General features: G+C 39.2%; 16 protein-coding genes. All 16 read left to right on the top strand.

What is annotated here, in order from left to right:
• Positions 1-88 precede the first annotated feature (88 nt).
• The 16 genes from flgB (at position 89) to fliM (ending at position 13,943) form a co-directional block, all read left to right on the top strand.
• Positions 89-481 carry a flagellar basal body rod protein FlgB gene (flgB, locus tag PLZ15_01650; GenBank protein HOI28435.1) on the top strand — a complete coding sequence of 131 codons (393 nt, stop codon included), beginning with the start codon at positions 89-91 and terminating at the stop codon, positions 479-481.
• A complete protein-coding gene (gene flgC / locus PLZ15_01645) occupies positions 478-978 on the top strand; it encodes a flagellar basal body rod protein FlgC (protein HOI28434.1) in 501 nt (166 codons plus the stop codon). The genes flgB and flgC overlap by 4 nt, the downstream gene beginning before the upstream one ends.
• Position 979: 1 nt before the next feature.
• Positions 980-1,213, top strand: a complete 234-nt coding sequence (locus PLZ15_01640) for a hypothetical protein (protein HOI28433.1) — start codon at positions 980-982, stop codon at positions 1,211-1,213.
• Between the two features lies 1 nt (position 1,214).
• Positions 1,215-1,502: a flagellar hook-basal body complex protein FliE gene (gene fliE / locus PLZ15_01635; protein HOI28432.1), complete on the top strand. Its 288-nt coding sequence runs from the start codon at positions 1,215-1,217 to the stop codon at positions 1,500-1,502.
• A 2-nt stretch (positions 1,503-1,504) separates the two neighbouring features.
• Positions 1,505-3,106, top strand: coding sequence for a flagellar basal-body MS-ring/collar protein FliF (gene fliF / locus PLZ15_01630; GenBank protein ID HOI28431.1), 1,602 nt, complete (start codon positions 1,505-1,507; stop codon positions 3,104-3,106).
• Entirely contained in the window at positions 3,096-4,133 is a 1,038-nt protein-coding gene (fliG, locus tag PLZ15_01625) for a flagellar motor switch protein FliG (GenBank protein HOI28430.1), read from the top strand. The genes fliF and fliG overlap by 11 nt, the downstream gene beginning before the upstream one ends.
• On the top strand, positions 4,126-4,740 hold the full coding sequence (locus PLZ15_01620) for a FliH/SctL family protein (protein ID HOI28429.1): 615 nt from the start codon (positions 4,126-4,128) through the stop codon (positions 4,738-4,740). The genes fliG and PLZ15_01620 overlap by 8 nt, the downstream gene beginning before the upstream one ends.
• A gap of 3 nt (positions 4,741-4,743) precedes the next feature.
• A complete protein-coding gene (gene fliI, locus PLZ15_01615) occupies positions 4,744-6,075 on the top strand; it encodes a flagellar protein export ATPase FliI (GenBank protein HOI28428.1) in 1,332 nt (443 codons plus the stop codon).
• A 6-nt stretch (positions 6,076-6,081) separates the two neighbouring features.
• Positions 6,082-6,516, top strand: a complete 435-nt coding sequence (locus PLZ15_01610) for a flagellar FliJ family protein (protein ID HOI28427.1) — start codon at positions 6,082-6,084, stop codon at positions 6,514-6,516.
• Positions 6,516-7,127, top strand: coding sequence for a hypothetical protein (locus PLZ15_01605; protein ID HOI28426.1), 612 nt, complete (start codon positions 6,516-6,518; stop codon positions 7,125-7,127). Before PLZ15_01610 ends, PLZ15_01605 begins: the two co-directional genes overlap by 1 nt.
• A 2-nt stretch (positions 7,128-7,129) precedes the next feature.
• Positions 7,130-9,388 (top strand): flagellar hook-length control protein FliK, encoded by a 2,259-nt coding sequence (locus PLZ15_01600; protein HOI28425.1) that lies wholly within the window; start codon positions 7,130-7,132, stop codon positions 9,386-9,388.
• A gap of 10 nt (positions 9,389-9,398) precedes the next feature.
• Positions 9,399-10,082: a flagellar hook capping FlgD N-terminal domain-containing protein gene (locus tag PLZ15_01595; protein HOI28424.1), complete on the top strand. Its 684-nt coding sequence runs from the start codon at positions 9,399-9,401 to the stop codon at positions 10,080-10,082.
• On the top strand, positions 10,079-10,456 hold the full coding sequence (locus PLZ15_01590; GenBank protein HOI28423.1) for a TIGR02530 family flagellar biosynthesis protein: 378 nt from the start codon (positions 10,079-10,081) through the stop codon (positions 10,454-10,456). Before PLZ15_01595 ends, PLZ15_01590 begins: the two co-directional genes overlap by 4 nt.
• Positions 10,457-10,549: 93 nt before the next feature.
• Entirely contained in the window at positions 10,550-12,220 is a 1,671-nt protein-coding gene (locus PLZ15_01585) for a flagellar hook protein FlgE (GenBank protein ID HOI28422.1), read from the top strand.
• Between the two features lie 176 nt (positions 12,221-12,396).
• The gene (locus tag PLZ15_01580; protein HOI28421.1) at positions 12,397-12,954 is read left to right on the top strand and encodes a flagellar basal body-associated FliL family protein; all 558 of its coding nucleotides are present in this window, start codon (positions 12,397-12,399) and stop codon (positions 12,952-12,954) included.
• 2 nt (positions 12,955-12,956) lie between these two features.
• A complete protein-coding gene (gene fliM, locus PLZ15_01575; protein ID HOI28420.1) occupies positions 12,957-13,943 on the top strand; it encodes a flagellar motor switch protein FliM in 987 nt (328 codons plus the stop codon).

Here is a 13,943-nt window from a genome sequence, read left to right as displayed (position 1 = left end):
CCTCTAAAACACCCGCATTTCAACTAAATTCACCCCTTAATTGTGGCATTCCTTTTGGGTAGTTATAATAAAAAAATCCAAGAGGATTATGTCATCTGTAAAATTACTTCAAAACCTTTTAGACTATTGCGCGGTAAAGAATAAAGTAATTTCTAAGAATATCGCAAATGTAGGAACTGAAGGTTACCAGCGCGAGGATGTTGAATTCAAAAATCTTCTCGATGAAAAAGTAAATTCCGGCCTAAGGACTTCCAGTACAAAACATTTTTCAGCTCTCAATAGCCCGGTGGAAAACCAGTCCAATTTCAATGTAGTTATGGATGAAGACGGGGAAATGTCGACCGGTATCAATAATGTAAACATTGATCGGGAAATGTCGGAACTGGCCGAGAATACACTCCGATTCAGGTTCGCTTCTAAGAAAGTGGGCGATTATTACAGGGGGATTCAAAACGTAATTAAAGGAGGAGGTAGATTTTGAAAGAATTCGGAAGTCTATTCGGACTTGGAATTAGCGCCCGCGGAATGAGTATCCAGCGTAAAAAAATGGATCTTATTTCGCAGAACATTGCCAATGCGGATTCAGTCAGAACCGCCGACGGCCAGGCATATCAGAGAAAAGTTCTTAATGTTAAAGAGAACCAGAACAGCTTTGCTACTAATCTTTCTATGGAAGGTCAACTCCTTAAACTCAATACAAAAAACTCGAGCCACATGAGCGCAAATGATCCAAAATCAGTTTCTTTGCCTTCTGTATCGGGCGGTCTGGAATTAAATGAAACTGTTGATTCAAAACCGGGCGAAGTGATCTTCATGCCCGAGCATCCCGATGCCGATGAAAAAGGTTACGTCCAGATGTCGAATGTTAATGTGTTGAACGAGATGGTTGAAATGATAGCCGCCACCAGAAGCTACGAAGCAAATCTTACTGCACTTAATTCATCCAAACAAATGATCAAAGATTCACTGGAGATATAGAATGAAAATTAATACCAATTCCTTCGGTAACTACAACGCATCTTACATTGATAGAACTCAATCCAGGACAAACATAGAGAAACCTCAAAATGCTCCGATAACCGATTCCGAAAAGAACTTCTTTGCGAAATTGTATCCTGAAAAGAAGAGCGAAATAATTAACTATGAATTTTATAATCCGAAAGGTAAAGCCGCAGGTATTACGGTTGGTTCATTAATAGACAGAAGAGGATAAAATGAAAATTGAATTACTCGGCAAGTTTAACCCGGATCCGTTAAGCCAGCTAAAGAAAAATAACGCTGTCTCTGGTTTCGCTGAAACTCTTAACGACCTGGTGGGTGGCGTTAATAGTGCTCAGAAAGCTTCCGAGCAGTCGGTAAAAGATTTTGTCTCCGGCAGCGGTGTCGAACTCCACGAAGTTATGATCGCCGGCGAAAAAGCCAAAACCAGTCTCGAACTGCTTCTGGAAATAAGAAATAAAACAATCGATATGTATAAAGAATTAACAAGGATGCCTTTATAATTATGAATAATAATCCAATTCAAGTTCTGTTCGGAATCTTCAATAAGTTGAATCCAAAACAAAAGTTCATGATGGTTGGCAGTGTCCTGCTTACAATTGCATTGCTTATAATTCTCCTCTTTTTTATGAATGAACCGAGTTATTCAACTTTATATTCCGGATTATCCGCAGAGGATGCTTCAAAAGTAGTCGACTATCTGGGAGGTCAGAAAATCCTTTATAAGATCGACGATAATGGCCAGACTATCAAAGTACCTAAAGAAAAAGTTTACGAAGCGCGACTGGCGCTTGCCGGCAGGGGAATTCCAAGCTCCGGTGTTATTGGGTATGAAATTTTTGACAAGTCGACTATGGGTATGTCGGAGTTTATGCAGAAGATTAATTATAAACGCGCTATGGAAGGGGAGCTCGCACGTACCATTGCGCAGCTTGATGGAGTCTCTGGCGTTAGAGTTCATATTGTTATTCCTCAAAAAACAATCTTTAAGGAAGAAGAAAAATTTCCATCGGCTTCCATCGTACTGAAACTTAAAAATAATGCCGCCATTTCTAAGGAAAATATAACTTCTATTGTAAATCTTGTATGCGGAAGCGTGGAAGGGTTACCTGCAAGCAAAATTTCAATTATCGATACACAGGGCAGGATTCTCTCCAACGAAAGTGAGGACGGGCCGCTCGCGTATGCCTCTTCCAAACAGTATGAAATTAAACAGTCGGTCGAAAATCATCTGGCAAAGAAAGCTCAATCGATTCTCGATAATGTGCTCGGATATGGAAACGCAATGGTTCAGGTTAATGCGGATCTTAATTTCGATCAGGTCGAAAAAACAATGGAACAGTACGATCCCGATTCTCAGGTAGCCATAAGTGAACAGACTATTAAATCGAATAATTCCGGTGTTACAACCAGCGATTCGTCAGCAAATGCCAACGAGAACTCGCTTACTAATTATGAAATCAGTAAAACTATTCAGAAAGTGATTGAAGGATCAGGAAATATTCAGAGATTAAGCGTTGCCGCGGTTGTAAACGATATACCCAAGAAAATTACTAAGGATGGAAAGACCGAAACTCTCTACGAACCGCGCCCGCAGGATCAACTTAACAAACTTGAAGAGATTATTAAAAATGCCGTCGGTATTAATGTTAACAGGAACGATCAGTTCTCGCTAGTAAGTATTCCGTTCGAAGAAAAACAGGTGGACGAAATTGTACTTGATGAGTCGCATTCATTAATGCCTAATACGGATGAGTGGATTAAACTGGCGATGATTCTGTTTGCTATTCTCTCCTCTCTGTTTGTACTGAAGAGTCTTATGAAAAAATTGAAGAACGAGAAAATTGTTATCGGAACATTCAATCCAGGCGAACTTGCAGTAGCAACACCGGCACCGGTTCTTACTCCCAAGCAGGAAACTGTATTCAATCAACAGCTTAATTTACCTAAGAAAAAAATCCTTCCGCTCGGCGATATTGAAGATGAAATATCGGACGAAGCTTTATTAAAGAAGAATCAGCACGATAAAATAATTAACTATGTTGCCAAGAATCCTCTCGACGCAGCTAAACTAATAAATGCCTGGATGCACGAAGATGAAATCTAATGCAGTAGTAAAAGACGAACGATTAAAAGATATCTCCGGTATGCAGAAAGCCGCAATGCTGATGGTTGCACTCAACATTGAAGCCGCCTCCGCTGTCTTTAAGTATCTGGATCCGACTGATATCGAATCTTTGTCCGCTGAAATTACAAAGGTTAAAAACATTCCCTCTAAAACGGTGGATAATGTAATTGATGAATTCTATAACATGGTTACGGCCAGGGAATATGTTCTTGAAGGAGGCCTCGATTTTGCTCAATCCCTACTCGAAAAATCCTTTGGTATTCCTAAAGCTCATGAAATAATAGATAAAGTTAAACGGCTCACGACTTTAAAGGGTTTTGACGTTCTTAAAAAAGCCGAACCGGCACAGCTGATCAATTTCTTGAATAAGGAACATCCCCAGACAATGGCTCTTATACTTTCGCAGCTAAGTCCGGATCAGACTGCAAACGCCCTTAAAGAATTGCCGGAGGATCTGAGACTGGATGTTGCTCACAGAATCGCAACCCTTGGGAAAATTGCTCCTCAAACACTCAAACAGATTGAACACGTTGTTGATGATATTGCCGGCCTCTCTATGAGCCAGTCTGTCGGTAAACTCGGCGGACCTAAATGCCTTGCAGGTATTCTGAACAGACTTAATGTTACAATAACAAAAGATATTCTTATTAAACTGGAGGAAAAGGATCCTGATACTTCTTATCAGGTGAAGAGACTTATGTTCATATTCGATGAGATCGTAAATATTGCTGATAAAGATATTCAGAAAATTCTTAGGGAGGTTGACAGAAAAGATCTTGCCCTATCACTTAAAATTGCTGACGAGCGATTGAAAGAAAAAATATTTAAGAATATGTCCGAACGTGCAGCCGACCTTCTTAAAGAAGAACTGCAGTATATGGGTATGGTAAAATTGAAAGAAGTTGAGGATGCTCAGGCCAGAATTATCGATATTATTAAAGCACTTGAAGAAGCCGGCCAGATTTCATTGAACCTGAGAGGCGGACCGGAGGAAGTTTATGTCTAGTACTCTCCGGCTAAGTTCTGCTCCAAAACTGAATGTGAAATCGAACGCAATATTCGAAAACAGCACTGATTTTGAAGACTCCGTACCTCTGCAAAAGCAGCTTGAGGAGGCCTATAACAAAGGATTTTCAGATGGACAGCAGAAACTAAGACGGGACCTGGATAAGGATTATTCCGATAAGCTCTATAAAAAATACGAAGAGGTTTATCATCTCTTCGAAGCATACGATCAACGTCTCAAAGAATATGAACAAACTTATGAGCGGCTTGCTATCGGCACAGCCGTTGAACTCGCACGGAAAATAATCCAGAGAGAGATTAAGGAAGTTACCATAATCAATCAGGTCGTTAAAGACGCTATTGCTAAAGTTGTAGGCGCAAATGAAGTAAGAATAAAATTCAATCCTTCAGATCTTGCTCAACTCAATAGTTACAGCAGGAATCTGATTAACAGCAGCTCCTTTAATAAAATAAAATTTGAAGAGGATGAAAAAATTGAATCGGGCGGCTGCCTTATCGAAACAGAAATCGGTAATGTTGATGCCAGAATTTCAACCCAGCTTGAAGAATTAAGAAGAAAACTTGATGAAAGCATTGAAACCGGATAAAGAATGACAATTGCAGACGAAATACTGGATCGATACCAGGCTGTAATAACCGCATCGGATCCTATAAAAGTAAACGGAAAGGTTCTGGATGTTGTGGGACTTGTAATTGTTTCTGCCGGTCCTAATGCTGTTATGGGGGAGATCTGTTCGGTTATCGATCAGAACGGTAGAGAACTCTGCAAAGCCGAAGTGGTTGGTTTTAAGGATGGAAAAGTTTTATCGATTGCTATCGGCGAGGTAAACAGCATTTCGCCGGCGTGTGAAATAAAAGCTTCCGGAAGAAAATTTGTTGTTGGATTGGGCAAAGAGCTTCTCGGCCGTGTTATAGACGGACTCGGAAATCCGATCGACGGCAAAGGTGAAATCAGATACTCATCAGTTAGAGATGCACACAGGGAACCGCCTAATCCGCTCGAAAGAAAAAGAATTACTACTCCGATCCAGACAGGTGTTAGAGCGATCGACGGACTTCTCACGATCGGAAGAGGTCAGCGGATCGGTATTTTCGCCGGTAGCGGAGTGGGCAAGAGCGTTACTCTTGGTATGATAGCAAGAAATTCAAGCTCGGATGTCAATGTTATTATTCTCATCGGTGAACGGGGTAGAGAAGTAAGAGAGTTTATTGAACGCGACCTAGGCGAGGAGGGTATGAAACGTTCGGTTGTTATCGTTGCTACAAGCGATAAATCTCCTCTTCTAAGAATGAAAGCTGCCTATGTCGGAACAACCATAGCTGAATACTACAGGGACCTCGGCTTGAATGTAGTTTTGATGATGGATTCTGTTACCCGATTCGCAATGGCTCAACGTGAAATCGGTCTTACAATTGGAGAACCTCCCACTTCGAAAGGCTATACTCCCTCTGTATTTGCGCTGCTTCCTAAACTTCTTGAAAGAACGGGCAATTCCGATAAAGGCTCAATTACCGGAATTTATACTGTCCTTGTTGATGGCGACGATATGATTGAACCGATCGCAGATGCTGTAAGATCAATACTCGACGGGCATATTGTACTCTCCAGAAAATTGGCAAATAAAGGTCACTATCCCGCTATCGATACCCTTCAGAGTGTAAGCAGAGTTATGCCCGATATAGTGGACCAGGATCATTATTCGAGGGTGATGAACTTTAATGAGATTCTGGCCAACTACAGGGAGGCAGAAGACCTTATAAATATCGGCGCTTATGTTAAAGGGAGTAATCCGCATATCGATAAAGCGATTTCTAAAATCGGTCATCTTAAATCTTTTCTGAAACAGGAAATCCTGGAAAAGGCCGCCTATAACGATACTGTGGAAAAATTATCTCACATTATTGAATTAAAAAATCATTGATGCGTTGTGTCGAAATTTATTTTCAAATTCGATCAGATAATCAGAATAAAGGTAGTTCTTGAAAAAAAAATATTAAAAGAAATCTCGCTTATTGATAGAGAGATTGAAAACTCAATTAACAAAAAAAAATCTTTTATTGATAAAAAGAAAAATCTTTATGAAACCATTACCAGCGGACAGATAAGGATTTACGAATTCAAAAGTGCAAGTGCTCACATAAAAACAATTGAAAAAGAGATATCGAACATCGACAAAAAAATAATGGAACTTGAGCATAGAAAGGAACAGAAACAATCCGAACTGATTCAGAAGAAGAAAGAGCTTAAAACATTCGAAACGCTTAAGGAAAATAAAATGGAAGAGTTTTTATTCGATAGCAGCAGGGAAGAATTAAAGCAAATGAATGAAATAGCAATAAGTAATTTTATAAGGAAAGGATGATGAAAGACAAACTGATTTATGTGCTGATTTTACTGATTGCCTTTTTTATGGTAACGGGCGCAATGTATTACGGTGCTTCGACTTATAAAAATATTTTTGTACTCGATTTTACACCAGTCGATTCCGGCCTGGAACCGGCTAAAAAAGATTCTACTATTACTGATGTAACCCGGGAAGCCGAAACTCCAGAAAAACCGGCTCCTCCCGATTCTTCAATTGCAATGAATCAGACCGGAGCCTCACCAGCGGATACGGCCGACCTCAAAATCAGTGCTTCAACTATTACAGATAATACAGATGTACTTGCCGAGCAGATTAATAAACTGAAGGAACAGGTAAGTCTTTTAAGTGAAAAATCGGTTTCCCCGGATAGTCCTGAAAATATCTCTCAGTCTGTCATAAGTGTTAACGACAGTGTCTACAATAAATGGGTAAAAAACTCTGTAAAGCTATATGAAGCTATGGATTCGAAAAAAGCCGCTAAAATAATTCAGGGTTATAACGATAATATAGCCAGAGACATTATTTACTCGATGAAAAAAAAGAAAGCAGCCGAAATAATAGCAGAATTTAAACCTGAACTGGCAAATAGAATTATTAATCTAAAATGAATTTGAATCCTTTATTTTTTGATAAACTTACTAATGATGCTGGATTACTTAATGCATTGAATAGCTCAAATCCAGAGACGACTCATCTCTTTGCGGATATAATTAATGTATTTGCCGAGGAAAATTCTCCGGGAGTTAATAATTCCAACAAGTACTCACTCGATCAATTACTTGCTAATATTAACGATTTAGAAATTACCATTCCCGTAAACCATGAGCTTCTTGAAGAACTGGCCGGTATTATTCACAAATCCTCCGGCGAAAATCTTCTTTCACAGGATCTTTATCACCTGCAGGATATAAATATTACTGCCACTAAACAGTCCGTAAATGAAGAAGAACTGATCGCTTTTATAGAAGGTTTGCAGAATATCTTGAATAATAGTATTGATATTAATAGTCCCGGACAAGAGCCTCCAAAATTATCAGACAATTTAGAACAGCCGGGCGATGATGGTGATGGGGATTCAATTGAGCGGACAATTTCATTAGAAACCATTAAATCCGCTTTAATTAATCATGATGCTGTAAAATTCGTGCTGAAATCCGGCGGCGACAAAATCTCTTTACAAGTGTCGGCAATTGAAAACAACCTTATTGCAATTCCCAATAATAAATTTAATACTCCCATAAACTCAACTGAACCGTTAACTAGTCCGGATAAAGTCTCAGTTGAAAATACTGATTCGACTTTGCAAAATCAGTTAAATATACCACAAGACAGTATTCAGCCGGAAAATTCAGTATCGGAAAATCAAGTACTTAAAAGCCATGAAAATATCGAAGTAAATAGAAATCGATACGATGAATTATCTGATACTGTAAACGAAAAAGGGGAAACAGCAAGACTATACCGTATCGAAGTGATTCAATCCGAATCGAATAATAAATCAGAAACATCAATTCCTAAGCATAAAGGACCGTTTATTCTGGATATTAAAACATCCAAAGAGATCAGCAGCTTCTTGAGCAAATACAATTACGAAGAAGGGGAATTTAAGGTCCAGGGAAATCTTACTGAAAATTCAGCCGAAGAATTGAATCTCAGCAAAACGTCCGGCACAAATTCTGAAACCATAAACGATGGTGAGGAGAATTCTATAAAAGAAAGCAAGCTCATTCTAGTTGATAGCAAAAAACAGAATAAGGAAAATGATCTATTTAGAACAGAAAGAATTAATGGTGCAGAATACCTCAGGGCAATAAAAATAGAGTCTTCAGGAAAGATTACAGAACTCAATTCATACGGCTCCCAGTTACCTGAAATTAAAACCGCTTCTATTGTAAAAGATAATTCCGATCAGGTAAAAAAATCAGTCGATAATAATTTAATATTTACCGAAAAAGATTTTGTTGAAAATGCAGGAAATGTTTTCTCCGGTATCCGGGAATTCAGTTCCGGCAAAAATAATGTAAAGCCCGAACCGGTTAATAGTTCTGTAAAAAAAGAATCAAGTTTAGCAGGAAAATCCGAAAATGTTGATCCTGAAAAATTTCCCAATCCTCCAAATGAAAGTAAAACGTTTATAGAAAAAAATCATTCTGCAATGAGTGATTATCAAGAACGGGTATCCGATCCGGAAATGGAGTCAGGTGATAAGGCATTCTCCAGGCAGGAAGATAATAATTCTAAATCGACTGATACCGATCAAAAAAACAATACAACTAATAAAGTTGAAGGTAAGCAGAATTTCGAGCACATAATAAAAAATGATGCCTGTGCGGGAATTAAGCAGGAATCGATGAAATCACATGAGAATGTTAGCACAGTTGCTTTTGATAAGGGTGTTAATAAAATTGAAAATCCCGTAGGTGAAAAGATTATTTCGGAAGCAGGATTGTTTTCGGAATCAGTCAAAAAAATCAAGTCGAACGAAATCATAACAGAGATAAACAAATATCTTAATACAAACGAAAAACAGAGCATCACTTTTCATATTACACCGAAGAATCTCGGAACTGTGAAACTGGTAGTGGATTATGTGGAGAGTAATTTGCAGGCAAGTATAGAAGTTGAAAACGAGCAGGTTAAACAGGCTATTCAGTCAAACCTCGACCAGCTTAAAAATAATTTGCAAAGTAACGGTATAACAGTAAGTACTATCAATATCAATTTGGGCAGCGGTGAATCAAGAGCCCAAAAAAGCTTTACCGGTAAACGGAAAAACTATTCAGGCCAAACGGGGCCAAAGATTGAAAGTGGCGAAGACTTGTCCGGCACTAAAAAGATGGGTTATAACACATACGAGTATTTAGCATAAGGAATTTGCGATGGTTAATTCAATTATAAATACATCTGCAACAGGAACAGTTAAGGAAAATAAAGGGACGCTAGGTAAAGATGATTTTTTAAAACTGATGATTCAGCAATTGAAAAATCAGGATCCTCTTAATCCGCTTGATGGTACCGAATATGCATCACAGCTGGCCCAGTTCAGCTCGCTTGAACAGCTGGCTAACCTTAATTCTTCTATAACCAAAAGTATGGACGTAAATTATTTGCTGACCCAATCGATAAATAATACAATGGTTGCAAACCTGATCGGAAAGGAAGTTAAGATAAGTGGAAATAATATCAGCGCGGTTGGTCAGGAGAGTATCGATATCGGCTATAATCTACCGGTTCAAGCAAAATCGGTTGTAATTAAAATATCCGATAAGAATGGAAATATTGTCCGGATGATTGACGGATCTGTTGAAGCCGGCACCTGTAAAGTTTCCTGGGATCTTTCCGATAATAATGGTAACAAAGTTAATAATGGTGATTATACGTTTGAAGTTGAAGCATATAATATCGGCGGTGAAAAGATGACTCTCTCAACATACAAGCTCGGACTTATAGATGGAGTCAGGTTTACCGAAAACGGTTCGATGCTCTTGGTTGGGGGAGCCGAATATTCAATATCAGATATTCTGGAAATATTAAATAGATCAAACAATGGAGGTAATGAATGACAGAGATCAATGGGGTATCTGTCCCTTTTATCCCGATTGTTGGTAACCAGGAAGTTGTAAGAAAACAGTTCGATCCGGTCTCCTCTTCATTCGATTCTATTTTCAAAGAGGAACTGGAAAAGGTCAAATTTTCCAATCATGCCATTAAAAGACTTGAATCAAGGAATATTCAGCTAAGCGAGACAGATATTGAAAAAATTCAATCCGCTGTCGAAAAAGCCGAATTGAAAGGATCCAAAGATTCGCTGGTAATGATGGATAATACCGCCTTTATCGTAAATATTCCGAACAAAACTGTAGTTACTGCTATGGAAGTTAGCGGTTCGAATGAGAATGTTTTTACCAACATCGACAGTGTAGTATTTGCATATTAACTAAACAACAATAAACATAACGGAGCGGGACCTTCCAAGGACGCTCCAGATCCGGCCGACTGACAGACGCCGGGTCAATCCTAGGAGGAAAAAATGGCACTCTTAACTTCACTTTTCGCAGGTGTATCCGGTTTACGTAATCATCAGTCCATGATGGATGTAATCGGCAACAATATTTCCAACGTTAATACAATCGGCTTCAAGGGCTCGCGCGTAACATTCAGCGATACTTTTAATCAATTTGTTAAAGCAGGTACCAATCCGACCGAAACAACAGGCGGTACCAACTCATTCCAGGTAGGCCTTGGTATGAAAATCAATTCAATCGATCGCAACTGGAACCAGGGTACATTTGAAAGAACCGGAATTACAACTGATCTCGGTCTCCAGGGTTCCGGTATGTTTGTTCTTAAAAGCAACGGCCAGAGCTTCTTTTCAAGAGCAGGCGCATTTATTTTCGACGCAGACGGAAAACTTGTTAGTCCGCAGAACGGTGCTGTTGTTCAGGGTAAGGTTGCAAGCGCAGAAGGCGTTATCCCTCCGGGCAACAATCTTGAAGATATTGTTATCGATACTAACCTTAAATTGCCGGCAGTTTCAACTACCAACATCAAATGGGGCGGTAACCTTAAAAGTAATTCCGAATTAACACGCACTCAGAGAGTTATCCAGAGAGGAAATATCAACTCTTCAGCTCTTGATGTTGGCGATTCAACTTCTCCTATCGTTGCTACAGTTTATAACGAATACGGCAATCCTTTTACTTTCGATATCACCTATGAAAAAACGGCTGATAATACTTACGACCTGAACTGGTCATTGAAAGATGAAGAAGGTACCGAATTAGACAGCGGCTCAATTGAAGATCTGGTTTACGCAGACGACGGAACCGGTGTTTTCACTCTTAATGCCGCTTCGCTTGCTGAATTCGACGGTACAAACAACAGAGTTAATATTCCAACTTCAAATATCGACTTTGTATTCGATGCAACAACTGTAACTCAGAATTCAAGTACACAAACACTCAGCGTTTCCGCAGACAATAACAGAATACCAAACGTTGTTAGTGGTTCGGTTACGATGTTTGATTCTCTGGGTACTTCACACCAGGTAACCTTGAAGTTTACAAAGATCGACGATAATTTATGGACATGGACAGCAGGCGTACCCGGTCAGAGCACAATAGACGGAAAGCCCCTTTCTACTTCCGGAACTATCCTATTTAATGCAGACGGTACCATCGACCCGGCAAATATTTCTCCGAATAACCCGCAGTTAACATTTGTACCTAAAGGCGGTGCAAATACCGCGGTAATCGATCTCGATTTCGGTTCTGGTTTCGGCGGTGTAACTCAGACTTCCTCCAGCTCCGTTGTTAGTGCATTATCGCAGAATGGTTCTCCTTCGGCTTCTCTATCGAATATAAATATCGATCAGTATGGAAATATAGTCGGTATTTTTTCGAACGGTAGTTCAAGAAATTTAGCACAGGTAATGGTTGCAACATTCAACAACCTGAACGGTTTGATTAGCGTTGGTGATAATATGTACTCCGCCTATGCAAACAGCGGCGAACCTAGAATTACCAGTCTCGGCGAAGAGAGCGGTACTACTGTTCAGTCGGGTGCGCTTGAACAATCGAACGTTGATCTCTCCGAGGAATTCACACGTATGATCGTATCTCAAAGAGGATTCCAGGCAAATGCGAGAGTCATTACAACGGCCGATAATCTTCTTCAGGAAATCACAAACCTTATCAGATAATTCTAAATGATCCCTTAGCCCCTCTGCCGGTTTAATACCGGGAGGGGGGCTTCCTAATAAACCTCTCGAAATTCAATCAATTGTTCAATATTAGCCAGATTTAACTTCCTTTTTCGGTTTTTTTGAGGATTTTAAGGGTTTTGCTGTGGCATTATAATTGAAAAATTATGACCACTATGGAAAACACAAAAGAAGAAAAAATCGTAGAGCAGCCGGAAGAGAAGAAAATTGAAGAAGCCCCTGTTAAAAAAGGGTTTAGTATTAAATTCCTAGCCATTGGGCTTCCGTTATTTATTGTTCAGCTAGTTGGTGTTTATTTTATCACTGCTAACATACTTATACCGAAAATTCAATCACACTCAACTCCGGTTGAAACCGACTCCGTTGCGACCAGTATTCCGGCGGAAGATACAATTTCCAATCCCGATCTGGGAAAATATATCTATGTTGTCGACGACCTTATAATTAATCCCGCGGGTACAGATGGAAAAAGACTGCTTCTTTCTTCACTCGGTTTTGACCTTCCAAGTGAAAAATCCCATTCAGAATTGAAAGACAAAGAAATTCTTGTTAAAGATGCTATCATTTCCGTACTCAGCAGTAAAGATATGATTCAACTTGGGAATTCCGGATATCGTGATACTTTAAGAATGCAGATAACGCAGAAATTAAACCGTTTGATGCCTCATATAAAAATAAACAACGTTTATTTCAGTAAATATATTCTACAATAATTATGGCAGAGATTTTATCACAGCAGGAAATTGATGCGCTGCTTAATAATATTAAAAGCGGCACCGATCAGAAAACGGAAACACCGGTTGAAAAGGAAATTGTTCTGTTCGATTTCAGACTCCCCAACAGAATCTCGAAAAATCAACTCCGTATAATCAGAAATATCTGCGAAAACTTTGCCGAAAGTTTTTCCCAGTTCCTAGTTACTAAACTTCAAAACGCAGTAAGTATTAATGTTGCTTCGGTAGACCAGATCTATTATTCGGAATATATGCTTTCTGTTTCCAATCCCGCATGTCTCTTTACGTTTGATATTAAAGATACCGACGTCAAAGGAATACTTGAAATTAATACCGACCTTGGATTTCTGCTTGTTGATAAACTGCTCGGGGGAAGCGGTATCGGCTCCAAACAGTTAAAGGTAATTACTCCGATTGAACAGAAAGTACTAAGAGTAGTAGTTGACCGAGTGATGTTCGATCTTAAAAAGGCATGGCAGACCGTTGATAACCTTGAATTTGTATTCGACCGGTTTGAACAGGATATCGATTTTGCTCAGATTACATCGCAGAGTGAATCCGTCCTCCTGATCTCATTCGAAATAATGATCGGTGAACAATCCTATCTGATGAATGTATGCTTCGCTACATTCGCTTTCGATAACATTCTGGCTAAGATCAATACCCAGAAGCTGTCAACAATACGTGCCACCAAATATTACGGAGTTACTTCTAAAGAAGTGATTACAAATCATCTTACAAAAACACATATACCAATTCAGGTTGAATTCGGTACGGCAAGACTTTCCATAAAAGAATTGATGAGTCTGGAAAAAGGCGACGTAATAAGACTTGATACAAAGATTGACGACGAACATAAAGTGAAAACGGAAGGCCGTATTCTTTTCACCGGCAGATCGGGTATTGTAAATAATCATAAGGCAATTAAAATAATTCGTAAAATTTTAGAAGAAAAAAAATCATACTGA

Source organism: Melioribacteraceae bacterium (genome assembly GCA_035362835.1).
Classification (GTDB): domain Bacteria; phylum Bacteroidota; class Ignavibacteria; order Ignavibacteriales; family Melioribacteraceae; genus DSXH01.
The sequence above is the reverse complement of the archived record's forward strand: the minus strand, read 5'-3'. Positions and strand labels throughout refer to the sequence as shown.

Bases quoted from the DNA above. Each gene is read 5' to 3' on its own strand.
- flgB (HOI28435.1), top strand. From the start codon at position 89: ATGTCATCTGTAAAATTACTTCAAAACCTTTTAGACTATTGCGCGGTA.
- PLZ15_01640 (HOI28433.1), top strand. From the start codon at position 980: ATGAAAATTAATACCAATTCCTTCGGTAACTACAACGCATCTTACATT.
- fliE (HOI28432.1), top strand. From the start codon at position 1,215: ATGAAAATTGAATTACTCGGCAAGTTTAACCCGGATCCGTTAAGCCAG.
- fliF (HOI28431.1), top strand. From the start codon at position 1,505: ATGAATAATAATCCAATTCAAGTTCTGTTCGGAATCTTCAATAAGTTG.
- fliG (HOI28430.1), top strand. From the start codon at position 3,096: ATGAAATCTAATGCAGTAGTAAAAGACGAACGATTAAAAGATATCTCC.
- PLZ15_01620 (HOI28429.1), top strand. From the start codon at position 4,126: ATGTCTAGTACTCTCCGGCTAAGTTCTGCTCCAAAACTGAATGTGAAA.
- fliI (HOI28428.1), top strand. From the start codon at position 4,744: ATGACAATTGCAGACGAAATACTGGATCGATACCAGGCTGTAATAACC.
- PLZ15_01605 (HOI28426.1), top strand. From the start codon at position 6,516: ATGAAAGACAAACTGATTTATGTGCTGATTTTACTGATTGCCTTTTTT.
- PLZ15_01595 (HOI28424.1), top strand. From the start codon at position 9,399: ATGGTTAATTCAATTATAAATACATCTGCAACAGGAACAGTTAAGGAA.
- PLZ15_01590 (HOI28423.1), top strand. From the start codon at position 10,079: ATGACAGAGATCAATGGGGTATCTGTCCCTTTTATCCCGATTGTTGGT.
- PLZ15_01585 (HOI28422.1), top strand. From the start codon at position 10,550: ATGGCACTCTTAACTTCACTTTTCGCAGGTGTATCCGGTTTACGTAAT.
- PLZ15_01580 (HOI28421.1), top strand. From the start codon at position 12,397: ATGGAAAACACAAAAGAAGAAAAAATCGTAGAGCAGCCGGAAGAGAAG.
- fliM (HOI28420.1), top strand. From the start codon at position 12,957: ATGGCAGAGATTTTATCACAGCAGGAAATTGATGCGCTGCTTAATAAT.